Origin of the sequence: Ornithinimicrobium pratense, assembly GCF_008843165.1 — a bacterium.
Lineage (GTDB): Bacteria > Actinomycetota > Actinomycetes > Actinomycetales > Dermatophilaceae > Ornithinicoccus > Ornithinicoccus pratensis.
Window position 1 is genome coordinate 840,105 of record NZ_CP044427.1, and the last position, 20,991, is coordinate 861,095.

18 protein-coding genes are annotated in these 20,991 nt (G+C 72.4%); 15 read left to right on the forward strand and 3 right to left on the reverse strand.

Annotation, left to right across the window (positions count from 1 at the left end):
- Position 1 precedes the first annotated feature (1 nt).
- The 13 genes from FY030_RS03825 to FY030_RS03885 all read left to right on the forward strand — a co-directional run bounded on the left by FY030_RS03825 (position 2) and on the right by FY030_RS03885 (position 15,355).
- Positions 2–829, forward strand: a complete 828-nt coding sequence (locus FY030_RS03825) for an undecaprenyl-diphosphate phosphatase (RefSeq protein WP_158060354.1) — start codon at positions 2–4, stop codon at positions 827–829.
- 37 nt (positions 830–866) lie between these two features.
- Positions 867–1,304: a nucleoside-diphosphate kinase gene (gene ndk, locus FY030_RS03830; protein ID WP_158060355.1), complete on the forward strand. Its 438-nt coding sequence runs from the start codon at positions 867–869 to the stop codon at positions 1,302–1,304.
- Positions 1,305–1,450: 146 nt separating this feature from the next.
- Positions 1,451–1,924: a hypothetical protein gene (locus tag FY030_RS16545; RefSeq protein ID WP_202879754.1), complete on the forward strand. Its 474-nt coding sequence runs from the start codon at positions 1,451–1,453 to the stop codon at positions 1,922–1,924.
- The gene (locus FY030_RS03840; protein ID WP_158060356.1) at positions 1,921–3,216 is read left to right on the forward strand and encodes a cupin domain-containing protein; all 1,296 of its coding nucleotides are present in this window, start codon (positions 1,921–1,923) and stop codon (positions 3,214–3,216) included. The genes FY030_RS16545 and FY030_RS03840 overlap by 4 nt, the downstream gene beginning before the upstream one ends.
- Positions 3,209–4,282: a sucrase ferredoxin gene (locus tag FY030_RS03845; RefSeq protein ID WP_158060357.1), complete on the forward strand. Its 1,074-nt coding sequence runs from the start codon at positions 3,209–3,211 to the stop codon at positions 4,280–4,282. The genes FY030_RS03840 and FY030_RS03845 overlap by 8 nt, the downstream gene beginning before the upstream one ends.
- Positions 4,283–4,335: 53 nt before the next feature.
- Complete coding sequence (mreB, locus tag FY030_RS03850; RefSeq protein WP_158060358.1) at positions 4,336–5,391, forward strand: rod shape-determining protein; 1,056 nt, start codon at positions 4,336–4,338, stop codon at positions 5,389–5,391.
- Positions 5,392–5,477: 86 nt separating this feature from the next.
- Positions 5,478–6,266, forward strand: a complete 789-nt coding sequence (gene mreC / locus FY030_RS03855; RefSeq protein WP_192498708.1) for a rod shape-determining protein MreC — start codon at positions 5,478–5,480, stop codon at positions 6,264–6,266.
- Entirely contained in the window at positions 6,263–6,748 is a 486-nt protein-coding gene (gene mreD / locus FY030_RS03860; RefSeq protein WP_158060360.1) for a rod shape-determining protein MreD, read from the forward strand. The genes mreC and mreD overlap by 4 nt, the downstream gene beginning before the upstream one ends.
- Positions 6,745–8,844, forward strand: a complete 2,100-nt coding sequence (gene mrdA, locus FY030_RS03865) for a penicillin-binding protein 2 (RefSeq protein ID WP_158060361.1) — start codon at positions 6,745–6,747, stop codon at positions 8,842–8,844. Before mreD ends, mrdA begins: the two co-directional genes overlap by 4 nt.
- Before the next feature lie 28 nt (positions 8,845–8,872).
- On the forward strand, positions 8,873–11,698 hold the full coding sequence (gene ppc / locus FY030_RS03870) for a phosphoenolpyruvate carboxylase (protein WP_420371869.1): 2,826 nt from the start codon (positions 8,873–8,875) through the stop codon (positions 11,696–11,698).
- A gap of 116 nt (positions 11,699–11,814) precedes the next feature.
- Positions 11,815–12,453 carry a PepSY domain-containing protein gene (locus FY030_RS03875; protein WP_192498709.1) on the forward strand — a complete coding sequence of 213 codons (639 nt, stop codon included), beginning with the start codon at positions 11,815–11,817 and terminating at the stop codon, positions 12,451–12,453.
- 388 nt (positions 12,454–12,841) lie between these two features.
- Positions 12,842–14,401, forward strand: coding sequence for a C40 family peptidase (locus tag FY030_RS17005; RefSeq protein WP_158060363.1), 1,560 nt, complete (start codon positions 12,842–12,844; stop codon positions 14,399–14,401).
- 117 nt (positions 14,402–14,518) lie between these two features.
- Complete coding sequence (locus tag FY030_RS03885; RefSeq protein ID WP_158060364.1) at positions 14,519–15,355, forward strand: Fpg/Nei family DNA glycosylase; 837 nt, start codon at positions 14,519–14,521, stop codon at positions 15,353–15,355.
- 2 nt (positions 15,356–15,357) lie between these two features.
- On the opposite strand, the gene FY030_RS03890 is transcribed toward FY030_RS03885, so the two are convergent.
- A complete protein-coding gene (locus FY030_RS03890; RefSeq protein ID WP_158060365.1) occupies positions 15,358–16,089 on the reverse strand; it encodes a PIG-L deacetylase family protein in 732 nt (243 codons plus the stop codon).
- Positions 16,090–16,238: 149 nt separating this feature from the next.
- Between FY030_RS03890 and rpsO the strand changes: the two genes are divergently transcribed.
- The gene (rpsO, locus tag FY030_RS03895; RefSeq protein WP_158060366.1) at positions 16,239–16,508 is read left to right on the forward strand and encodes a 30S ribosomal protein S15; all 270 of its coding nucleotides are present in this window, start codon (positions 16,239–16,241) and stop codon (positions 16,506–16,508) included.
- A gap of 163 nt (positions 16,509–16,671) precedes the next feature.
- On the forward strand, positions 16,672–19,200 hold the full coding sequence (locus tag FY030_RS03900; protein WP_158060367.1) for a polyribonucleotide nucleotidyltransferase: 2,529 nt from the start codon (positions 16,672–16,674) through the stop codon (positions 19,198–19,200).
- A 98-nt stretch (positions 19,201–19,298) separates the two neighbouring features.
- On the opposite strand, the gene FY030_RS16280 is transcribed toward FY030_RS03900, so the two are convergent.
- Both FY030_RS16280 and FY030_RS03905 read right to left on the reverse strand, forming a co-directional pair.
- Complete coding sequence (locus FY030_RS16280; RefSeq protein ID WP_192498710.1) at positions 19,299–19,457, reverse strand: hypothetical protein; 159 nt, start codon at positions 19,455–19,457, stop codon at positions 19,299–19,301.
- 275 nt (positions 19,458–19,732) lie between these two features.
- Positions 19,733–20,926, reverse strand: coding sequence for a heparan-alpha-glucosaminide N-acetyltransferase domain-containing protein (locus tag FY030_RS03905; RefSeq protein ID WP_158060368.1), 1,194 nt, complete (start codon positions 20,924–20,926; stop codon positions 19,733–19,735).
- Between the last annotated feature and the right edge of the window lie 65 nt (positions 20,927–20,991).

Here is a 20,991-nt window from a genome sequence, read left to right on the forward strand (position 1 = left end):
GGTGGACTTCCTGACCGCGGCCGTCCTCGGCCTCGTCCAGGGCCTGACCGAGTTCCTCCCCGTCTCCTCCAGCGCCCACCTATCGGTCGTGGGCCGGTTCCTGGGTCAGGAGGACCCGGGGGCGGCGTTCACGGCCATCACCCAGCTGGGCACCGAGGCCGCGGTCCTGATCTACTTCTGGCGCGACATCTGGCGGATCGTGCGCCAGTGGTCCCTGGCCCTGGTGGGCAAGGTGCCGCAGAGCGACCCGGACGCCAGGATGGGCTGGCTGGTCATCCTCGGCTCGATCCCGATCGGCGTGCTCGGGCTGCTCTTCCAGGACTCCATCGAGACCCAGCTGCGCAGCCTGTGGATCACGGCCACCATGCTGCTCGTCTTCTCCTTCGTCATCCTCGTGGCCGAGAAGGTGGGCAAGCAGACCAAGGCGATGCGCGAGCTGTCCTGGCGCGACGGCATCATCTACGGGCTGTGGCAGGCGGCCGCGCTGATCCCTGGCGTCTCCCGCAGCGGCGGCACGATCTCCGGCGGCCTGTTTCTGGGCTACACCCGCGAGGCGGCTGCCCGCTACTCCTTCCTGCTGGCCATCCCCGCGGTGCTCGCCTCAGGCGGGTTCCAGGTGCACAAGTCGCTGAACGAGACCACCGCGATCAGCGTGGCCTGGGGGCCCATGTGGCTCGCGACGGGGATCTCCTTCGTCGTGGGTTTCGCGGTCATCGCCTGGTTCATGCGCTACATCAGCACCCACACCTTCACCCCGTTCGTCATCTACCGGATCGTCCTGGCCCTGGTGCTCTTCGCGCTGCTCGGTTTTGGCGTCATCGAGCCCTGACCGCGGCCCGGCCGAGGCACCGCATACCCTGGGTGCCGTGACCGAGACCCCGCAGACCGAACGCTCTCTCGTCCTCGTCAAGCCCGACGGCTACCGCCGGGGGCTCACCGGGGAGGTGCTGCGCCGCATCGAGGCCAAGGGCTACTCGTTGGCGGCTCTTGCCGTGATGACGCCCACCCGTGAGCAGCTGGCCCAGCACTATGCCGAGCACGAGGGCAAGCCGTTCTATGAGCCGCTCGTGGAGTTCATGCTGTCCGGGCCGGTGACGGCGGCGATCGTAGAGGGCCACGGCTGCATCGCCGGCTTCCGCTCCCTGGCCGGAGCCACCGACCCCACCGCCGCCGCGCCCGGCACGATCCGGGGTGACCTGGGTCGCGACTGGGGGCTGAAGGTGCAGCAGAACATCGTGCACGGCTCGGACTCGCCTGAGTCCGCAGCCCACGAGATCGCCATCTGGTTCCCCGAGCACGCCTGAGAGCCCTCCCCGGCCGACGCCGGGCCGCTGCCACCCGGCGGTGAGGCTTGCGGTTGCAGGCCGGTCGTCCCCCCACGAGAGTGAAGGCGGGCCACGGCGCAGTCGGCGTCGGCCCGTTCGACACCACACTTCAGAAGGGACGACCAATGAGCGACCAGACGACACCCGGCAACGAGGGCACCGACCTGGGCGACCAGTTCGCCAGCGCGGGCGGACCCGACGGCGCGCTCGCGGGGATGGGAACCGCCGACCGCGACGGGACGGACACCGTCACGACGGGCGACAGTTTCGAGTCACCCGACCGGCGTCCGGACGACGCGGTGGACGAGTTCGATGCGCTGGCCCAGCCCGGCCCCGGAAAGATGGGCGGCGCCTACGGCGACCAGGACGGTAGTGCCAGCGGCGGCGCGGACGGTGGCGCCGACGGTGGCGCGGACGGTGGCGCCGATGGGGGCGCCGACGGTGGCGCCGACGGTGGCGCGGATGGGGGCGCCGATGGGGGCGCGGACGGTGGTGCCGACGGTGGTGCCGACGGTGGCGCGGACGGTGGCGCCGATGGGGGCGCCGATGGGGGCGCGGACGGTGGCGCCGATGGCGGTGCGGACAGGTCTGCTGGGTGACCGCAGCCCACCCCTGGGAGAGGGTCGGCGCACCGGCCCTCTCCCGCCTGATCCACCCCACCGGCCCTGAGGAGTTCGCGGACACGATCTGGGGCCGGCGGCCCCACCTGGCCAGCGCGCAGGACCGGGGAGGGGACACCTTCGCCGACGTCTTCTCCCTTGACGCGGTCGACGAGCTCGTCGCCGACCGCGGCCTGCGCACCCCGTTCTTGCGGGTGGCTAAGGACGGCAGCACCTTGCCCGAGCGGGCGTTCACCGCCGGCGGCGGCATCGGCGCAGGCATCGGTGACCAGGTCAGCGAGGATAAGCTGCTGCAGCTCTTCGCCGACGGGGCGACCGTGGTCCTGCAGGGCCTGCACCGCACCTGGGCCCCCGTGCGCGACCTCAGCCAGGCCCTGGCCGCCGACCTCGGCCACCCGGTGCAGGTCAACGCCTACGTCACGCCGCCACAGAGCCAGGGCTTCGCCGACCACTACGACGTCCACGACGTCTTCGTGCTGCAGGTCCACGGAGAGAAGCAGTGGGCGCTGCGGGAGCCGGTCCACGTCGACCCGCTACGGGACGAGCCTTGGGCGGACCGCCGCGAGGCGGTCGAGGATCGCGCCCGCCGCGCGGCATACCTGGAGACCACCCTGCGCCCTGGCGACTGCCTCTACCTGCCGCGCGGGTGGATCCACTCCGCCCGGGCCCTGGGCGGCACCAGCGTTCATCTGACCTTCGGGGTGCACGCCTGGACCCGGCACCACCTCGCGGAGATCCTGCTGGACCAGGCCCGTGACCGACTCGGCCGGGCCGACCAGGTCCGTGCCAGCCTTCCGATCGGCGTGAACCCGGCCGATGCCGAGAGCCTCGCCGAGGACGTCCAGACCGCCCGCGAGGCCCTGCTCGAGGCGATCCGTGCGGTGCCGGAGGCGGATGTGGCCCTGGTCCTGCGCGGCCGGGCTCGCTCGGCGCAGCGCCCGGCGGCCGTGTCGCCCCTGGCCCAGCTGGCCGGTGCTGACCGCCTCGACACCGGCAGCCTCCTGCGCCTGCGCGAGCACCTGATGCTCGATGTCCTGCCCGGTCCTGAGGGGCAGGTCACGCTGTCCTCCCGGGCCGGCCGGTTCGGGATGCCGGCCGCGCACCTGCCCGCGCTCGACCGGCTGCGCACCGGCGGGCGGGTGACGGTGGCGGAGCTGGCCGAGGCCGCGGGCCTGGAGCCCGACGCGGGCCTCCGGTTCGCCCGCACCCTGGTGAGGCGGGGGGTGGCGGTGGTGCTGGGGGCCGTGGGCGAGACTGGTGGGTATGGCTGACACCTTCCGCTGCTCGGACGCCGCGCGGGAGCGGATGGACCCGATGCTGGGCACCGCACCGCCCCAGCGGCGTCTGCTGCTCGTGGAGCAGGACAGCGGCTGGGGCAGTGACGCCCTCGCCTCCCTCGACGTTCCCGACGACCTGCGGGAGGAGATCCGGGCCAGCACCGCCGGGTCGGGCACGCGGGTGATGCTCATCCGACGCCCCGGACGCCAGCGATCCTCGGTCTGTCTGATGCGCGCCTGGTGCGTGGTGGACCCCTTCGCCCCCGCGGGCCACCGCATCACCTGGGGCACCTGGTCCTACCCGACCGAACTGCTCGCCGGGGTCGAGCGGGCTGAGGAGCTCGCGTCCTGGGCCAGGGCCGCCGGCCACGCGGCCCCCGGCCAGGAGCACGACACCGGGCCCCAGGCCAGAGCCCTCCCCGCTGACACTAGGCAGCCTCGCACGGGGACCCCACCTGGGGACGACGAGCTGCTGCTGCTGGTCTGCACCAACGGCCGCAAAGACGTCTGCTGCGCCGTACGGGGCAGGCCGGTGGCGCTCTCCCTGGCGCAACGCTTCCCTGAGGAGACCTGGGAGTGCACGCACACCGGGGGCGACCGGTTCGCGGCCAACGTCGTCGTGCTGCCGGACGGGGCGATCTACGGCGGTCTGGACACCGACTCGGCGCTGGAGACGGTTGCCGCCCACCGCCAGGGGCGTCCCGGCGAGGTGCGCCAGCACCTGCGCGGCCTGATCGGTTACCCACGCCCTGTCCAGGCCGCGCTGCTGGGCACCCAGCTCGAGCTGGGGCTGCCCTGGGGTCAGACCCGGCTCGGGCCCCTCGTCGAGGCGACGGCGCGGCTGCCCGAGAGTCAGGTGGAGGAGCAAGGGGAGCAGTTGGCCGCCGCCGGCGCGGAGGTGGCCCGCTGGCGCATCGACGTCGACGTCGCCGACGGTCGGCAGATGGTGGCCGACGTCACCGAGCATCTGCGCCCGGCGGCAGCGCTGACCTGCAAGGCGGTGGGCCGACCGGCGCACAGCCGGGTGCCCCTCTTCAAAGGCGTGGCACTGCGGGCGTGACGGCGCCGGACGGGCGCACTGGGCAGCGAGGGTCCGTCGCCTACCATCGCGGGGTGAGCACGGCGGACCGCAGGCGCAGCAGCAGGGCGGGCTTCGCGCCGCTCGGGCGGGACCTGGCCGTTGACCTGGGGACCGCCACGACCCAGGTGCACGTGCGGGGGCGGGGGACCGTGCTGGACGAGCCGACCCTGGTCGCGGTGGACACCCGCAGCGGGCGCCTGGTCGCCGCCGGCGCTGGCGCCCACGAGATGCTGGGGCGCACGCCCGAGCACGTGCTGACCCTGCGGCCGCTGACCGACGGCGTCATCACCGACTCGGAGGTGACTGAGCAGCTGCTGCGCCACTTCATCGCCCGGGTCCGCCCGTCCCGGCTGATGCGGCCCCGGACGGTGGTCTGCGTGCCCAGCGTGGTCACCGCGGTGGAGCGTCGTGCCCTGGAGGACGCCGCGATCCGCTGTGGCGCCCGCCGGGTCTACGTCCTGGAGGAGGCGATGGCCGCCGCCATCGGCGCCGGGCTGCCGGTCGAGTCGGCCACCGCCAGCATGGTCGTCGACATGGGCGGGGGGTCCACCGACGTCGCCGTCATCAGCCTCGGGGGCGTGGTCAACGCCCGAAGCCTGCGGGTCGGCGGTGACGAGGTGGACGAGGCCGTCGTCGCCGGCGTCAAGGCCGACCACGACCTGCTGCTGGGCGAGCGCTCCGCCGAGGCGATCAAGACGCAGGTGGGGTCCGTCTGGCCGCTCGCCGAGGAGCTGATCACCCGGGTCCGCGGGCGGGACCTGTCCACGGGCTTGCCGCGCACCGTGGAGCTGGGCAGCGAGGAGGTCCGGCGGATGATCGAGCCGGTGACCGCCCAGGTGGTCGAGGTCGTCCGCTCAGTCCTGGACATCTGCCCGCCGGAGCTGGCCGGCGACCTGCTGGACAGCGGGATCGTGCTCACCGGGGGCGGTGCCCTGCTCCGTGGCTGGACCGGGCGGTTACGGCACGAGCTCGGCGTCCCGGTCCGCCTGGCCGACGACCCGCAGCACGCGGTCATCCGGGGCGCCGGCATCTGCATCGACGACCTGGGGGCGCTGCAGCGGCTGCTGGCGGGCGCCCCACGGCCATGAGCCGGCTGGCCACGGGTGGGCGTGGCGCCGCAGCGGCCGCTCGCGGCGGGCGCTTGCCCCTCCGCCCACCGCCCCCAGGACGGGGTATGCCGCTCCTGGCCCTCGTGCTCGCCCTCTTCACCGCGGCGGTGCTGGTGATCGATCTCGCCCGGCCCGGCCTGGCCCAGCCGGTGCGGCAGGGGATGGCCACACTCGCCGCGCCCGCGCAGTCCGCGCTGGCCGGCTGGGACGACGGGAGCGTCCGCACGCTGACCGAGGAGCGCGACGCGCTCGCGGCCGAGGTCGCCCGGCTGCAGGATCAGGTGGCGCGCCACGAACAGTTGCGAACCCTCGACCGGGCGACCACCTGGGGTGATCACGATCTGCTCCCGGCCCGGGTGGTGGCCTTCTCCCCGGGCACCTCCCCGGTGGGTGGCCGCACCGTGACGATCGACGTCGGGGCGCGGGACGGGGTGGTCCCCGACCAGACGGTCGTAGCCGCCGAAGGGCTGGTAGGCCGCGTGCTGCGGGTGGCTCCCACCAGCAGCGACGTCCTACTGCTCGGAGACGCCGGAGTGGTGGTGGGGGTCCGGTTCGGCCTTGACGGAGCCCTGGGCAGCGTCGAGGCCCGCCCGGTGCCGGGCCTGCCGGCCCGCGGTCACGGCGAGCTCACCCTCACCGCCCTGGGCGATAGCGAGATCCAGGTCGGGGACGAGGTCAGCACCCTGGGCAGCCCGGACGATCGGCCCTACGCCGCGCGGATCCCGCTCGGCACGGTGAGGGCCGTCGACCCCGACCGGGGACAGCTGGGTCGCACCGCCGTGGTCACCCCCCACGTCGACACCGACACCCTCGACCTGGTCGCGGTGGTCTTCACCGGGAGGGTGGACCGGTGAGCAGGCTCCCCGGCGTGCTGCTGCGCGTCCTGCTGCTGCTGGGCGCGGTGCTCCTGCCCTCCGCCTGGCCCGGGGGTCTGCCCCGCCCCGACCTGGTCATCCTCGTCGTCGCAGCCGTCGGCCTGCTGCACCGGCCCAGCACGGGGATGCTCGTGGGTCTGCTGGGCGGGTGGCTGCTCGACCTGGTGCCCCCCGGCGCCGAGCCGCTGGGGGCCACCGCCCTCACCTACGCCCTGGTCGGACTGCTGCTCGGGCTCGGCCGACGCCTCACCGTCGCCTCCCCGCTGCTGCCCTGGGTCGCGACCGGGCTGGCCGCCGCCGCGGTGCTCGCCGTGCGGTGGGTGGCCTCCGCCGCCGGCCTCGGTGTGGCCCTGCCGTCGGAGCTGACCTGGTCGTGGTTGATGACGATGCTCGTGGCGGTTCCGCTCCTGCCCCTGCTCATGGGCCTAGAACGTCGGCTCCTGGACCGGGGGTGGGTATGACCGGTCCGACGCCGCAACGTCCCGCCCGGCGCATCGTCCGGGCCGGTCACCGGGATCCGGTCCGGCTGCCGCGCCCGGTCCTGACCCCGCCCCGGGTGCGGCGCCGGCCCAGCGCCCGTCCGCTGTGGACGGTCCTGGTGGCCATCCTGCTGCTCGGGATGGTGCTGGCCGGTCGGCTGGGCCAGCTGCAGCTGGCCCAGCACGAGGAGCTGGCGCAGCAGGCCGCGCAGGTCAGCACCCGTGAGGTCATCACCCCCGCCCTGCGCGGCCGTATCCTGGCCGCCGACGACGCCCCGCTGGTGGTCAACTCACCGACCTCCGTGGTCACCGTCGACCCCGAGCTGCTGCTCGCGGACGAGGACGAGGCCCGCGCACTGGTCGCCCGGGTGGCGCACTCCCTGCAGCTGCCGGTCGAGGACCTGTGGGGCCGCACCCGATTGTGCGGCACCGAGGGTGCCCCGCCCATCCCGGCCTGCTTCAGCGGGTCGCCGTACCAAGCGGTGCCGATCGCCTACGACGTCGACCCCGTGACCGCTCTGGCGGTGTTGGAACGACCTGAGGAGTTCCCGGGGGTGCAGGTGACCAGCCAGGCCGTCCGTACTTATCCCGCTCCGGAGGGGATCAACGCGGCCCACCTGGTCGGCTACCTGGGCCGACCCACCCAGGAAGAGGTCGAGGCGTCCGACGGCCGGATCGGTGCGGACAGCACGCTGGGCCGGGCCGGCCTCGAGACCGTCTACGACCAGGCCCTTCGGGGCATCCCCGGGACCGCTGTCGTGACGGTCGACCCCCGCGGGATCGTCACCGGCGAGCGCTCCCGCTCCGACCCGGTCCAGGGGTCCGACCTGCGCACCCACCTGGACGTGCAGGTCCAGGCCGCCGCGGAGGAGGCGCTGCTGGACGCGATCCGTTCCGCCCGGCGCGGTGGGGCACCGGCCACCAGCGGCGCGGCGGTGGTCATGCGCCCCGACGACGGGGCGGTGCTCGCCGCGGCCAGCTTTCCCACCTACGACCCGGGGATCTGGACCAGCGGGGTGAGCCAGCGTGAGTACGACCGGTTGCTGGACCCGGCGCGCGGACAACCCCTCGTCAGCAGGCTGGTGGGGGACACCTTCCCGCCGGCCTCCACGTTCAAAGTGGTGAGCCTGCCCGCGGCGGTCCAGACCGGCGTCGACCCCGAGGGGACCTACCCTTGCCCGGGAGAGGTGACGATTGCCGGGCAGGTGTTCACCAACTACCAGTCCGAGGACCACGGCGAGCTGGACCTGCCCGGGGTGCTGGAGGTCTCCTGCGACACCTCGTTCTACACCTGGGCCCACGACGCCTGGGTGGATCTGGGCGGTCTGGGGCAGGCCTCCGACGCCGACGACCGGTTCCTGGCGGTGGCTCGGGGATTCGGCCTCGGCCAGCGCACGGGGGTTGACCTGCCGGGCGAGGTCGCCGGACACCTGCCCTCGCGACAGTGGAAGCGCGAGTACTGGGAGGCCACGCGGGAGCAGACCTGCGCCGCGGCCGAGTCCGGTTATCCGGACCTGGAGGATGAGGAACGCCGGGAGTTCCTGGAGCAACTGGCTCGGGAGAACTGTGTCGACGGCTGGCAGTGGCGGCCCGGCGACGCCGCGAACTTCTCCATCGGCCAGGGCGACGTCGCCGCGACCCCTCTGCAGATCGCCGTGGTCTACGCCGCCGTCGCCAACGGCGGGCGGCTGTGGGCACCCACCGTCGCCGACGCCCTCGTCCGCCCGGACGGCACCGTCGTCGAGCAGGTGGAGCCGGTCAGCACCGGCAACGTCTCACTCAGCGACACCGTCCTGTCCGTCGTGCGAGAGGGCCTGGAGGACGTCATCACCGACGGCACCGCAGCAGCGGCCTTCGCCGGGTGGCCACATACCGACTACCCGCTGGCGGGCAAGACCGGGTCCGCGGAGTCCTTCGGCCGAGAGGCGACGTCCTGGTTCGCCTCCTACGGGCCCGCGACCGATCCGGAGTATGTGGTGGTCGTGGTGGTCGAGGAGGGCGGACTGGGTGCCACCACCGCCACCCCTGCAGCCCGGGCCATCTGGGAGGCCCTGCGTGTCCGGGACGCCATCGGCTGAGCGCGCCCGCCTGCCGTAGGGTCGGTTCGTGAGCGAGCACCCCCCGATCCCCGACCCCACCGCGACCGAGCACCCAGCGCCCAAGCACACGGGAACCGAGGCCGACGACGCGATCAGCCCTGAGCTGCGGGCCGACGTGCGCCGCGTGTCCACGCTGTTGGGCCAGTCGCTCGTCCGGCACCACGGCCAGGCACTGCTGGACCAGGTCGAGCAGGTCCGGCTCACCACCAAGGCCAGCCAACAGGGCGACGAGGCGGCCACCGAGCAGGTCCGGCAGATGCTGGCCGGTCTGCCGCTCGACCTGGCGACTGACCTGGTCCGGGCGTTCTCCGCCTACTTCCACCTGGCCAACGCGGCCGAGCAGGTCCACCGCGTGCGCACCCACGCCGCCCGCCCGGAGCAGGACGGCTGGCTGGTGTCCGCGGTGCGGGACATCGTGCAGGCCGGCGGACCCCAACTGCTCGCCGACACCCTCGCTGAGCTGGACGTGCGCCCGGTCTTCACCGCCCACCCGACCGAGGCGTCGCGGCGCAGCGTGCTGACCAAGATCAGGCACCTGTCCGACGTCCTGGCCGCCGGCACCGAGCCGGACACCCTGGCCCGCCGTCGCCAGGACCGTGACCTGGCCGAGCTCATCGACCTCATCTGGCAGACCGACGAGCTGCGCCAGTCCCGGCCGACGCCGATGGACGAGGCCCGCAACGCGATGTACTACCTCGACGAGGTGCTCACAACCACCATGCCAGACCTGTTCGGCCAGTTGGCCGAGCAGGCCGCGGCGCACGGGGTGCGCACCGACACCTCCCGGCCACCGGTCCGCTTCGGCAGCTGGATCGGCGGCGACCGTGACGGCAACCCCTACGTCACCCCCGAGGTCACCCGCGAGGTGCTTCGCCTGCAGTCCCTGCACGCCGTGGACGTGGCCCTCAGCCTGGTGGACGTGCTCATCTCCCAGCTGTCCTCCTCGACCGTGGTCGTCGGCGTCGCGCCGGAGCTGGAGGAGTCGCTGCACCGCGACCTGGCGGCCCTGCCCGACCTGGACCCGCGGGTCCGCGAGCTGAACGCGCAGGAGCCCTACCGCCTCAAGCTCTCCTGCGTGCGGGCCAAGCTGCTGGGCACCCGCCGACGGGTGGAGGGGCGCACGGCTCACCAGCAGGGTCGCGACTACGCCCGAGTCGGCGAGCTGCTGGCCGACCTCCAGCTGGTCGCGGACTCCCTGCGCGCCCACGGGGGGCAGCTCGTCGCCGACGGCCGCGTCGCCCGGGCGATCCAGACCATCGCCGGCAGCGGGCTGCACCTGGCCACACTGGACGTGCGCGAGCACGCAGAGAAGCATCACGAGGCGCTTGCGCCGCTGCTCGAGGCCGCGGGGGCCACCCAGGGGTATGCCGCGCTGGACCGGCCCGCGCGCACCGCGCTGCTGGGGGAGGAGCTGGCCTCGCGGCGCCCGCTGCTGACGCCGGCCGCGCCGCGAGGTCAGACGCTGGCGGTCTTCGACCAGATCCGGGAGGCGATCGCCACCTACGGGCAGGAGGTCGTGGAGACCTACATCGTCTCGATGACCCAGGGCCCCGACGACGTGCTCGCCGCCGCGGTGCTGGCCCGGGAGGCCGGGCTGCTCGACCTGCACGGCGGCCCGGGCGGCGAGGGGGCCTTTGCCCACGTCGGCTTCGCCCCCCTGCTGGAGACCATCGACGAGCTGCGCGGGGCGGCCGACCTCGTCGACACCCTCCTGCGCATCCCGGCCTATCGGGACCTGGTGCGCCTGCGCGGCGACGTGCAAGAGGTCATGCTCGGCTACTCCGACTCCAACAAGCAGGCCGGGGTGCTGACCAGCCAGTGGGGGATCCACCGGGCCCAACGGGCGCTGAGGGACGTCGCCCACCGGCACGGGGTGCGGCTGCGGCTCTTCCACGGCCGGGGCGGCTCGGTCGGTCGCGGCGGAGGCCCCACCTACGACGCCATCCTGGCCCAGCCCTCCGGCGTGCTCGAGGGCGAGATCAAGTTCACCGAACAGGGCGAGGTGATCTCCGACAAGTACTCCCTGCCCGCGTTGGCCCGGGAGAACCTGGAGCTATCGCTGGCGGCCGTACTGCGCGCCTCCGCGCTGCACCGCGACCCGCGCACCACCAAGGAGGAGCGAGCCCGGTACGGCGAGGTCATGGACTGCGCCAGCGAGGCCGCGTATGACGCCTACCGCCGCCTCATCGACGACCCGGACCTGCCGGCCTACTTCGTTGCCGCGACCCCGGTAGACCAGCTCGGGGAGCTCAACATCGGCTCCCGACCGAGCAAGCGTCCGGACACCGGCCAGGGCCTGGACGGACTGCGGGCCATTCCCTGGGTCTTCGGCTGGACCCAGACCCGCCAGATCGTGCCCGGCTGGTTCGGTGTCGGCTCGGGGCTGAAGGCCGCCCGCGCCGCCGGGCACGAGCGCACCCTGCGCGAGATGCTCGAGCACTGGCACTTCTTCCGCTCGGTGATCTCCAACGTGGAGATGACGGTGGCCAAGACCGACCTGGGCGTGGCGGCGCACTACGTCCAAACCCTGGTGCCCGAGGAGCTCCAGCATGTCTTCAGCACCATCCGTGAGGAGTTCGAGCTAACCGTCGCCGAGCTCAAGGCGCTCACCGGCGAGGTGCACCTCCTCGACGACCAACCGGTGCTCAAGCGCACGCTCGCGGTCCGCGACAACTACCTGGACCCGATCAGCTACCTGCAGGTCGAGCTCCTACGCCGGCTCCGCGCCGCGGATGCCGACGGGGACCTGGCCGAGGCTGACACCCGCGAGCTCCAGCGCGCCCTGCTGGTCACGGTCAACGGTGTCGCGGCTGGTCTGCGCAATACCGGCTGAGCGCTGACCCTGCCCTGCGCCGGCCCGGTCCGAATGGTCTGGTGGCCTCACCGGGTCCCCGCCGGGACGGGCGCTTCATGAGGACAACTCTCATCTCGTCTTGGCAGGGTGAAAGCATGACCACCAGCAAGACGACCGCACTGTCCGCAAGTCTGGCCCTGGCCCTCGCGCTGAGCCTGGGAGGGTGCTCCTCGGATGCGGCGGAGACCCCGACCCCGCCCGCGGTGCAGGACTCGGCGGGTGACGACAGTGCGACGCAGGAGACGGGGGACGAGAGCGCGACGCAGGAGACGGGGGAGGCCGGAACGACCGTCGCTCCCGCCGAGGCCACGCCCGACGGGAGCGACGGTGACGTAACCGGGCAGGCCCTCCAGGCGGTGCAGGTGGCCGAGGCGGAGGCTGGTGGGACGGCCTACGAGATCGATGACCAGCAGGATGACGGCAGCTGGGAGATCGATGTGGCCGTCGACGACCGATCCGTGGAGGTGACCGTGGGCCACGACGGCACCGTGGTCGAGACCGAGGACGACGACCTGGACGACGACGACCGTGCCGGGCTGGACGCCGCCACCATCACCATGAGCGAGGCGATCGAGCTGGCGGTCGCCGAGGTGGGTGGACACCTCGACGACGCCGAGCTGGAGGAGGACGACGGCACCCACTACTGGGAGGTCAGCCTGGGCGGCACCGACCGCGGCGACGACGTCGAGGTCAAGGTCTCGATGACCGGCGAGGTACTGGAGATCGACGACTGACCGCACGACGCGGTCAGGACAGCGGGGAGCTGCGGGTGCCCGCAGCGACCGGCCGGCAGCGCATGTGGCAGGGGGTTCGCCAGTGGCGCGTGTTGTTCCCGCCGCAAGACTGCTCTGACGGGCGCGAGTGGCCGGCGGGAACAGTGGGGATAAGCATGCGTTTGTGACCAAGGTCACGCGTGTTGCAGTTGATTTGGGGGTCCAGGGCGCCGGTTTCGCAGGCCAGGGGCTTGCGTGGGGGCCAAACCCGGGCTAGGTTCACAGTCGTCCGGGCCCCTCGCCACGGCCGTCCCAGGGGGCCCAGACGCACCACAATTGCAACGGCGATGTGCGCTGTCCCGCGAGCACCGCCTGGTCCTGTCCCGCTCTTGTCACGATGGATGTCCCTATGGTCTCGCGTTGCCCTGCACCGTCCCGCCGCCTGCCCCGCGCAGCCTCCCTCGGTGTCGTCGCCGCGGCGATGGCCGCTCCCCTGGGTGTGCTCCCCGCCCAGGCCGCACCCCCGGCCCAGCTGCCGACCACCCCGCTGCCGACCACCCCGCTGCCGACCACCCCGCTGCCGATGACCCCGCTGGGCACGACGCCGCAGCCGGCGACCCCTCTGCCGGCCACGCCGGGCGAGCCGACCCCTGAGACGCCGGACACCCCTCAGACCAACACCGTCACCCGCACCGTCACCGCCGCCGCCAACGTGCGCTCCGGGCCGGGCACCCAGCACCCCGTCGTCGGTGGCCTCGCCGCTGGCGCCCGCGTGACGGGCAAGTACACCGGGAACGGCTGGTTCGACCTCGGCAACAACCGGTTCGTCTTCGCCGACCTGCTTTCCGGCTCCGCGCCCACCCCGGCCCCGCCGGCCCCGAGCCCGCCCCCGGGTGACACGGTGACCCGCACGGTCACCGTGGGCTCGAACGTGCGCTCCGGTCCGGGCACGAACCACAGCATCGTCGGCGGTCTGGCGGCCGGCGCCCAGGTCACCGGCAAGTACACCAGCAACGGCTGGTTCGACATGGGCAACAACCGGTTCGTCCTGGGCAGCCTGCTCTCTGGTTCCACCCCCACGCCGCCCGCGCCGACGCCGCCGGCCCCGAGCCCCCCGCCCGGTGACACGGTGACCCGCACGGTCACCGTCGGCGCCAACGTGCGCTCGGGCCCGGGCACGAACCACGGTGTCGTCGGTGGTCTGGCCGCCGGTGCTCAGGTGACGGGCAAGTACACCAGCAACGGCTGGTTCGACATGGGCAACAACCGGTTCGTCTTCGGCGAGCTCCTCTCCGGCTCCGCGCCGAACCCGCCGGCGCCCCCTGCCCCGAACCCCCCGGCTCCGCCCGCCCCGCCGGCCCCGAGCCCGCCGCCCGGGGACACGGTGACCCGCACAGTGACCACCGGCGCCAATGTGCGCTCGGGCCCGGGCACGAACTACAGCATCGTGGGCGGCCTGACCGCGGGCACCCAGGTCACCGGTCGGTACACCAACAACAACTGGTTCGACCTGGGCAACGACCGGTTCGTCTTCGGTGAGCTGCTCTCAGGCGGCGGCGCGCCGGCGCCTCCGGCCCCACCTGCTCCGCCCGCCCCTCCGGCTCCGCCGGGGACCGTCACTGGCGCCGCGGTGCTGCAGGAGGCCGCCAAGTACGCCGGGGTCATGTACCTCTGGGGCGGCAGCACCCCGGCCGGCTTCGACTGCTCGGGCTACACCCAGTACGTCTTCGGCCAGCTCGGCATCAGCCTGCCGCGCACCGCGGCCCAGCAGCAGGTGTTCGCGACGACGACGACCAATCCCCGTCCGGGCGACCTGGTGTTCTTCGGTGCCCCCGCCTACCACGTCGGCATCTACGCCGGCGACAACATGCTGTGGGACTCCGGCCGCCCGGGCCTGCCGGTGCAGAAGCGCGCCATCTGGCCCTCCGGCGACGTCACCTTCGGCAAGGTGCCTGGCGTCAGCAACTGATCCTCACCTCGCCTCCGCGACGCCCCGACCGCCCTGGCGGCCGGGGCGTCGCCTTGCTGCGGAGTGTCAGCCGGGCCCACGGCAGGGTGCGGGCGCCCGACCTGAGAATATCTGGGCATGCCCGAAGGTCACACCCTGCACCGCCTGGCCCAGTCCCTTGACGCCGCCTTCGCCGGCAGGCAGCCGCAGGTGAGCAGCCCGCAGGGCCGGTTCGTGGAGGGTGCGGCGCTGCTGGACGCCCAGCTGGTCGAGCGCTCCTGGGCGCACGGCAAGCTGCTCTTCGTGGACTTTGCGCAGGGGCGCACCCTCTACGTCCACCTCGGGCTCATCGGCAAGTGGTTCGTGCTGCCGGTGCACCCGCCGGGTAGCGAGCCCCCGGTCACCGGTGCGGTCCGGTTGCGGATCCTGCACGAGCAGCACGTCGCGGATCTGCGGGGGCCGATGGCGTGCCAGGTGCTGGACGAGGAGGCGGTCGACGCGCTGGTCGCGCGCCAGGGACCGGACCCCTTGCAGCCGGTGGGGGAGGGCAACGACCCGGACGCGGCATACCGCAAGATCAGTCGCTCGGGCAAGACCCTGGCCGAGCTGCTCATGGACCAAACCGTGCTGGCCGGGGTGGGCAACATCTACCGCTGCGAGGTGCTGTGGCGCCACCGGCTGCACCCGCTCAAGCCGGGCCGCTCGCTCAAGCGGTCCTCCTGGCAGCTGATGTGGGACGATCTCGTCGCGCTGATGCCGTGGGGCGTGCGCACCGGCTCGATCATCACCCTCGACGACGTGCTCGAGGACACCGCTGCAGCGTGGAAGCGCGGGGAACGCCCGCAGGTGCCGCGGGAGTTCGCGGTCTACCAGCGCACAGGTTCACCGTGCCTGCGGTGCGGGTCAGCGGTGCGGCACAAGGTCGTCGCCGGCCGCAACCTGTTCTGGTGCGGCGGCTGCCAGCGACGCACCTGAGCTCAGCCCGCGACGTCGGCGGTCCACCGGTAACGGGTCGGGACGCCGTCTGCGCCGCGGCTCTCCGGGACGCCCAGGATCTGGGTGAGCAGCTGACGGGGCGAGGGGTAGTCCTCCGGGAGGGCCTCGTTGTAGCGCCGATGGGCCTCCAGCGAGCGCACGGCCGCCTCGAAGTGCGCGGTCACATCGACCTCGTGGGTGACCCGCTCACCCCCGCTCCAGCACTGGTGGCGCACCCCGGACCACGGCTCGTGACCCTCCTGCAGCAGCTCGGGGAAGATCCACCGGTTGCCCGCGGCCGCGACGGCGTCGAGAATCTCCAGGCCCACGACCCGGTGGTCGGCCTGGTTCAGCGCGCCGCCAGCAAAGCGGACGTCAAAGGTGCCGGTCACAACCACTTCCGGCCGGCGGCGGCGGATCTGCCGGGCCAGTGCCCGACGCAGCTCGAGCCCTGGCTCCAGCGTCCCGTCCTGGAAGCCGTCGAGGAAGTCGACGACCTCGACGCCCACCTCCAGGGCGCCGTCCCGCTCCTCCTGCTCGCGCACCACCGCCGCGTCGTGGGGATGCATGGTGTCGATCCCCGCCTCCCCGCGGGTGACCAGCAGGTAGGTGACCTCCTTCCCGGCGGCGGTCCAGGCGGCCACTGCGGCGGCAGTGCCGTACTCGATGTCGTCGGGGTGGGCGGCCACGACCAGCGCCCTTTGCCAGTCCTGCGGGAAGGGATGCAGCTCCATACCCCCACTCTGGCAGCCCACGGGCTCGATTAGGGCAGGGGGTCCGGGCGCTGATAATCTGGGGGTTGCCGTCTGAACGGCCGCGGATCCAGAGTGCCCCGGTGAACAGGCCCGGGTTGCGCCGCGCAACGATCATGAAGGAGTCGCCCATGGCGAACGAGACTGCTGCCAAGCAGGACATCATCAAGGAGTACGCCACGACCGAGGGCGACACCGGCAGCCCGGAGGTGCAGGTCGCGCTCCTGACCCACCGGATCAAGGAGCTCACCGAGCACTCGCGTGAGCACAAGCACGACCACCACAGCCGCCGTGGGTTGCTGCTGCTGGTCGGCAAGCGCAAGCGTCTGCTCCGCTACCTGGAGTCGACCGACATCGAGCGCTACCGGTCGCTGATCAAGCGGCTCGGCCTGCGCCGCTGAACTTCGCGAGGGAGCGGTTCCCGATCCGGGAGCCGCTCCTTTGCGTATGACGTGCGCACGAGCGTGCGTCGGGGCCTGCCGCGACGGCACGCCCCAGCAGTTGGGAACAGCCGAGCACAACGACGATGCCCGGTGTTTGCGAGAGAACAGAAAAGGAGGGCCCATGGAGGGTCCAGAGATCACCTTCGGCGAAGCCACCATCGACAATGGCAGCTTCGGCACCCGCACCGTCCGGTTCGAGACCGGGCGCCTGGCCAGGCAGGCCGGCGGCAGCGTCACCGCCTACCTTGACGACGACACGATGCTGCTGTCCACCACCACGGCCAGCAAGCACCCCAAGGACCACTTCGACTTCTTCCCGCTGACCGTGGACGTCGAGGAGCGCATGTACGCCCTCGGCAAGATCCCCGGCAGCTTCTTCCGGCGGGAGGGTCGCCCGTCCACCGACGCGATCCTCACCTGCCGCCTCATCGACCGCCCGCTGCGCCCGACCTTTGCCAAGGGCCTGCGCAACGAGGTCCAGGTCGTCATCTCGGTGCTGTCCCTGAACCCCGAGCACCAGTACGACGTGCTCGCGATCAACGCTGCATCGCTGTCGACCCAGATCTCCGGCCTGCCCTTCGGTGGGCCGATCGGCGCGACCCGCGTCTCGCTCATCGACGGCCAGTGGGTCGCCTTCCCAGACTTCCCCGACGCCCAGCGCTCGACCTTTGACATGGTCGTGGCCGGGCGTGTCGTGGGTGACGGCAGCGATGTCGCCATCATGATGGTCGAGGCCGAGTCCACCGAGGCGACCTGGGAGCTGGTCAAGAACGAGGGCAAGCAGGCCCCGACGGAGGAGGTCGTCGCCCAGGGTCTGGAGGAGTCCAAGAAGTTCATCAAGCTCCTGTGCCAGGCCCAGGCCCAGCTGGCCGCTGAGGCGGCCAAGGAGGTCCAGCAGTTCCCCCGCTTCCTCGACTACGAGGACGACGCCTACACCGCGGTCCAGGACGCGGCCGCCGCTGACCTTGCCCAGGCGCTGCAGATCGCCGGAAAGCAGGCGCGGGAGACCCGCATCGACGAGATCAAGATCGCGATGAAGGGCAAGCTCCTTGGCCTGCACTGGGACGCGGCGGGTGACTCGGACGTCACCCAGAACGCTCCGTTCGCCGGGCGCGACAAGGAGATCGACGCCGCCTACCGGGCCGTGCAGAAGAACCTCATCCGAGAGCGCATCCTGCGTGACGAGGTGCGCATCGACGGCCGTGGTCTGAAGGACATCCGGGCGCTGTCCGCAGAGGTGGAGGTCCTGCCGCGGGCTCACGGCTCGGCGATCTTCGAGCGGGGCGAGACCCAGATCATGGGCGTGACCACGCTGAACATGCTGCGCATGGAGCAGCAGCTGGACACCCTGTCCCCGGTGACCCGCAAGCGCTACATGCACAACTACAACTTCCCGCCCTACAGCACCGGTGAGACCGGGCGCGTGGGCTCCCCGAAGCGTCGCGAGATCGGTCACGGTGCGCTCGCCGAGCGTGCGCTCATGCCGGTGCTGCCCTCCCGCGAGGAGTTCCCCTACGCGATCCGCCAGGTCTCCGAGGCGCTGGGCTCCAACGGCTCGACCTCGATGGGTTCGGTCTGTGCATCCACGATGTCGCTGCTCAACGCCGGCGTGCCGCTGCGCGCCCCGGTCGCGGGCATCGCGATGGGCCTGGTCTCGGCGGAGGTGGATGGGCAGATGCGCTACGCGGCGCTGACCGACATCCTCGGCGCCGAGGACGCCTTCGGCGACATGGACTTCAAGGTCGCCGGCACCAAGGAGTTCGTCACCGCCATCCAGCTGGACACCAAGCTCGACGGCATCCCCGCCGATGTCCTGGGCGGTGCCCTTACCCAGGCCCGCGACGCGCGCCTGCACATCCTGGACGTGATGAACGAGGCCATCGACACCCCGGACGAGATGAGCCCCTACGCCCCGCGCGTCATCTCGGTGAAGGTGCCGATCGACAAGATCGGCGAGGTCATCGGCCCCAAGGGCAAGATGATCAACCAGATCCAGGAGGACACCGGCGCCGACATCTCGATCGAGGACGACGGCACGGTCTACATCGGCGCCACCGACGGCCCCTCGGCCGAGGCGGCGCGCGCGGCGGTCAACGCGATCGCCAACCCGCAGATGCCGGAGATCGGCGAGCGCTTCCTGGGCACCGTGGTCAAGACCACAACCTTCGGCGCGTTCATCTCCCTGCTTCCGGGCAAGGACGGCCTGCTGCACATCTCTGAGATCCGCAAGCTCGTCGGCGGCCGTCGCATCGACGCCGTCGAGGACGTGATGTCAGTGGGCCAGAAGGTCCAGGTGGAGCTCAAGGAGATCGACCCGCGCGGCAAGCTCTCGCTGGCTGCCGTCGTCGAGGGTGACGGGAACGGCGACGGTGGCACCCAGGGTGACGCGGTCCAGACCCCGCCCGCTGTTGAGGCCGAGGCCCCGCAGACCCAGGCGGTCGAGGCGCACCTGCCCCCGGCGCCTGAGGACGTGCAGGACCCCGAGGACGTCCCCGACGCCGAGGACGCCGACGGGAGCGGCTCCGGGTCCGAGGAGGGCCAGGACGGCGGCGACCGTCCCCGTCGTCAGCGTCGGCGTCGCGGCGGCCGTGGCCGCGGTGGCAACGGCGGGGGCGATGACCAGAGCCAGGGCGGTTCCGACTCAGAGTGAGTGAGCCGTGGTGACGGGAGCCAGACCACCGTCACCAACCCACCGGTACGACGAGGGCCCGGACGCGATGTGCGTCCGGGCCCTCGTGGGTCGGTGTCTTAGGCTGTCTCAGGCGGCCGCTGCGGCACGCCGGGGAGCGGATCCCCCGAGACGTCCCAGCGCATCTCCATGCGGGTGCGGCCGTCGGCGTCGGTCACGGGGACCCACGCCAGGACGACGCGACGTCGCGCCTTGGGTAGCTGACGAACCGTGGTCATGGTGCCCTCCTTCGGACTCGTGGTCGGCGTCTGCAGACCAGTTGTTTACCGTGTGTTCACCTAGCCTAGCCTAAAAGTGAACAGAAGGTAAACGGCCGCCGACCGGCAGGGGTGTCGAAGTCGGTGATCAGCGCATCTTCGGAGACTGTGCGGCGGGTGAGGCTGATGTGGTGAACGCTAGATGAACACGTACAGACAGTGCTGAAGGATCCGAAAAGGCACCGGGTGGCCTGCCACTGGGCCGAGGAGGCGAGCCCTCTGCGCGGGAGGGTGTCTCATCCGCGGGGTGCGCGGGGGACGGCCACCGCGGTCAGCCAGCGCAGACCGTGCTCCAGCGGGCCGGGCCGGCGCAGTGCAGCAAAGACCACGCCGACCATCAGGGCCAGGGCCGCGTGCAGGACCAGGGCCGTCTGCGACCCCCGGGCCAGCGCCCTCCCGGGTTCGCCCCACGGGCTGCCGAGGACCGCCACGTGCAGGGTGTAGAGGGTCAGCGTCATGGCGCCCGCCCCCGCCACAAGCTGCCAGGGCAGCCGCGGGAGCAGGCGGACCGCCCACCAGCACAGGCCGAGCGCCAGCAGTGCGCACCCGGTCGTGTGGGCCAGATCCGCGATGCTGCCGCTGTGCGGCACCCACACCCCGAGCCACCAGGACGTGCCCTCGGGGTGCACGCCGTAGAAGCCGCTCCGAAGCTCGACCGATAGGTGTGTCCAGCTGGCGGCCCCCGAGGTCTCGACCAGGGCCTGCCGCACCTGCTCGGACCCGGTGAGCATGCGCGAGACCACCAGGGGGACCGCGGCCAGGAGCAGGCCGAGCAGCGTCAGTATGGCGCCCAGTCGGGAGGAGACGCGCGCATCGGACAACACGGTGCCCCCAGGCGCCAGCAGGCGACCGACGGCCAGCCCGGCGAAGAGATAGGTCGCCCAGGTCAGCACCGGGTAGTACCCCGTGACCAGGAGCTCGCTGAGCAGCTGGACCGGATCGCGCAGGCTGACCAGCGACGGCACCTGATAGGTGGTCGACGGTAGCGCCGGGCGGGCCATCATGCTCAGCAGTGGGCTGACCAGGCCCCAGGTCATCGCCAAGGCCGCCAGGGCAGGCGCCCTCCAGGTCAGCACCGGCAGGGCGCAGCAGAACAGCACCGCGTAGTAGACCAGGATCACCGCGATACCGGAGTCGAGGAGCCCGAGGACGAGGCCGACGGCCCCGACCGCCGCCGCCCGCACGAGCAGTCGGTGCCGGTGCCATGCGGGGTTGGCGGTGCGGCTACCGGCGGGACCACCGCCACCGGCGTGGAGGTCACGGGTGACGATGGCCAGGCTGACGCCCGCGAGGAGGGCGAACAGGGCAGAGGAGCGACCCGCGACGACCTGGAACAGGCCGTCCACGCCGGCGTCGGCGCGCAGCGGGAGGATGAGGTGGGAGGCGAACATGCCGAGCAGAGCCAGCAGCCGTGCCAGGTCCACGCTCACCAGCCGTCCTGCCCGGCGCGGGCCGACAGCGGCCCCTGCCCGCTCACCCTTCCCTGGGTCCACCC

Excerpts from the sequence above, each read along its gene's own strand:
- FY030_RS16545 (WP_202879754.1), top strand. The coding sequence starts at position 1,451 with ATGAGCGACCAGACGACACCCGGCAACGAGGGCACCGACCTGGGCGAC.
- FY030_RS03845 (WP_158060357.1), top strand. The coding sequence starts at position 3,209 with ATGGCTGACACCTTCCGCTGCTCGGACGCCGCGCGGGAGCGGATGGAC.
- mreC (WP_192498708.1), top strand. The coding sequence starts at position 5,478 with ATGCCGCTCCTGGCCCTCGTGCTCGCCCTCTTCACCGCGGCGGTGCTG.
- mrdA (WP_158060361.1), top strand. The coding sequence starts at position 6,745 with ATGACCGGTCCGACGCCGCAACGTCCCGCCCGGCGCATCGTCCGGGCC.
- FY030_RS03875 (WP_192498709.1), top strand. The coding sequence starts at position 11,815 with ATGACCACCAGCAAGACGACCGCACTGTCCGCAAGTCTGGCCCTGGCC.
- FY030_RS17005 (WP_158060363.1), top strand. The coding sequence starts at position 12,842 with ATGGTCTCGCGTTGCCCTGCACCGTCCCGCCGCCTGCCCCGCGCAGCC.
- FY030_RS03885 (WP_158060364.1), top strand. The coding sequence starts at position 14,519 with ATGCCCGAAGGTCACACCCTGCACCGCCTGGCCCAGTCCCTTGACGCC.
- FY030_RS03890 (WP_158060365.1), bottom strand. The coding sequence starts at position 16,089 with ATGGAGCTGCATCCCTTCCCGCAGGACTGGCAAAGGGCGCTGGTCGTG.
- rpsO (WP_158060366.1), top strand. The coding sequence starts at position 16,239 with ATGGCGAACGAGACTGCTGCCAAGCAGGACATCATCAAGGAGTACGCC.
- FY030_RS03900 (WP_158060367.1), top strand. The coding sequence starts at position 16,672 with ATGGAGGGTCCAGAGATCACCTTCGGCGAAGCCACCATCGACAATGGC.
- FY030_RS16280 (WP_192498710.1), bottom strand. The coding sequence starts at position 19,457 with ATGACCACGGTTCGTCAGCTACCCAAGGCGCGACGTCGCGTCGTCCTG.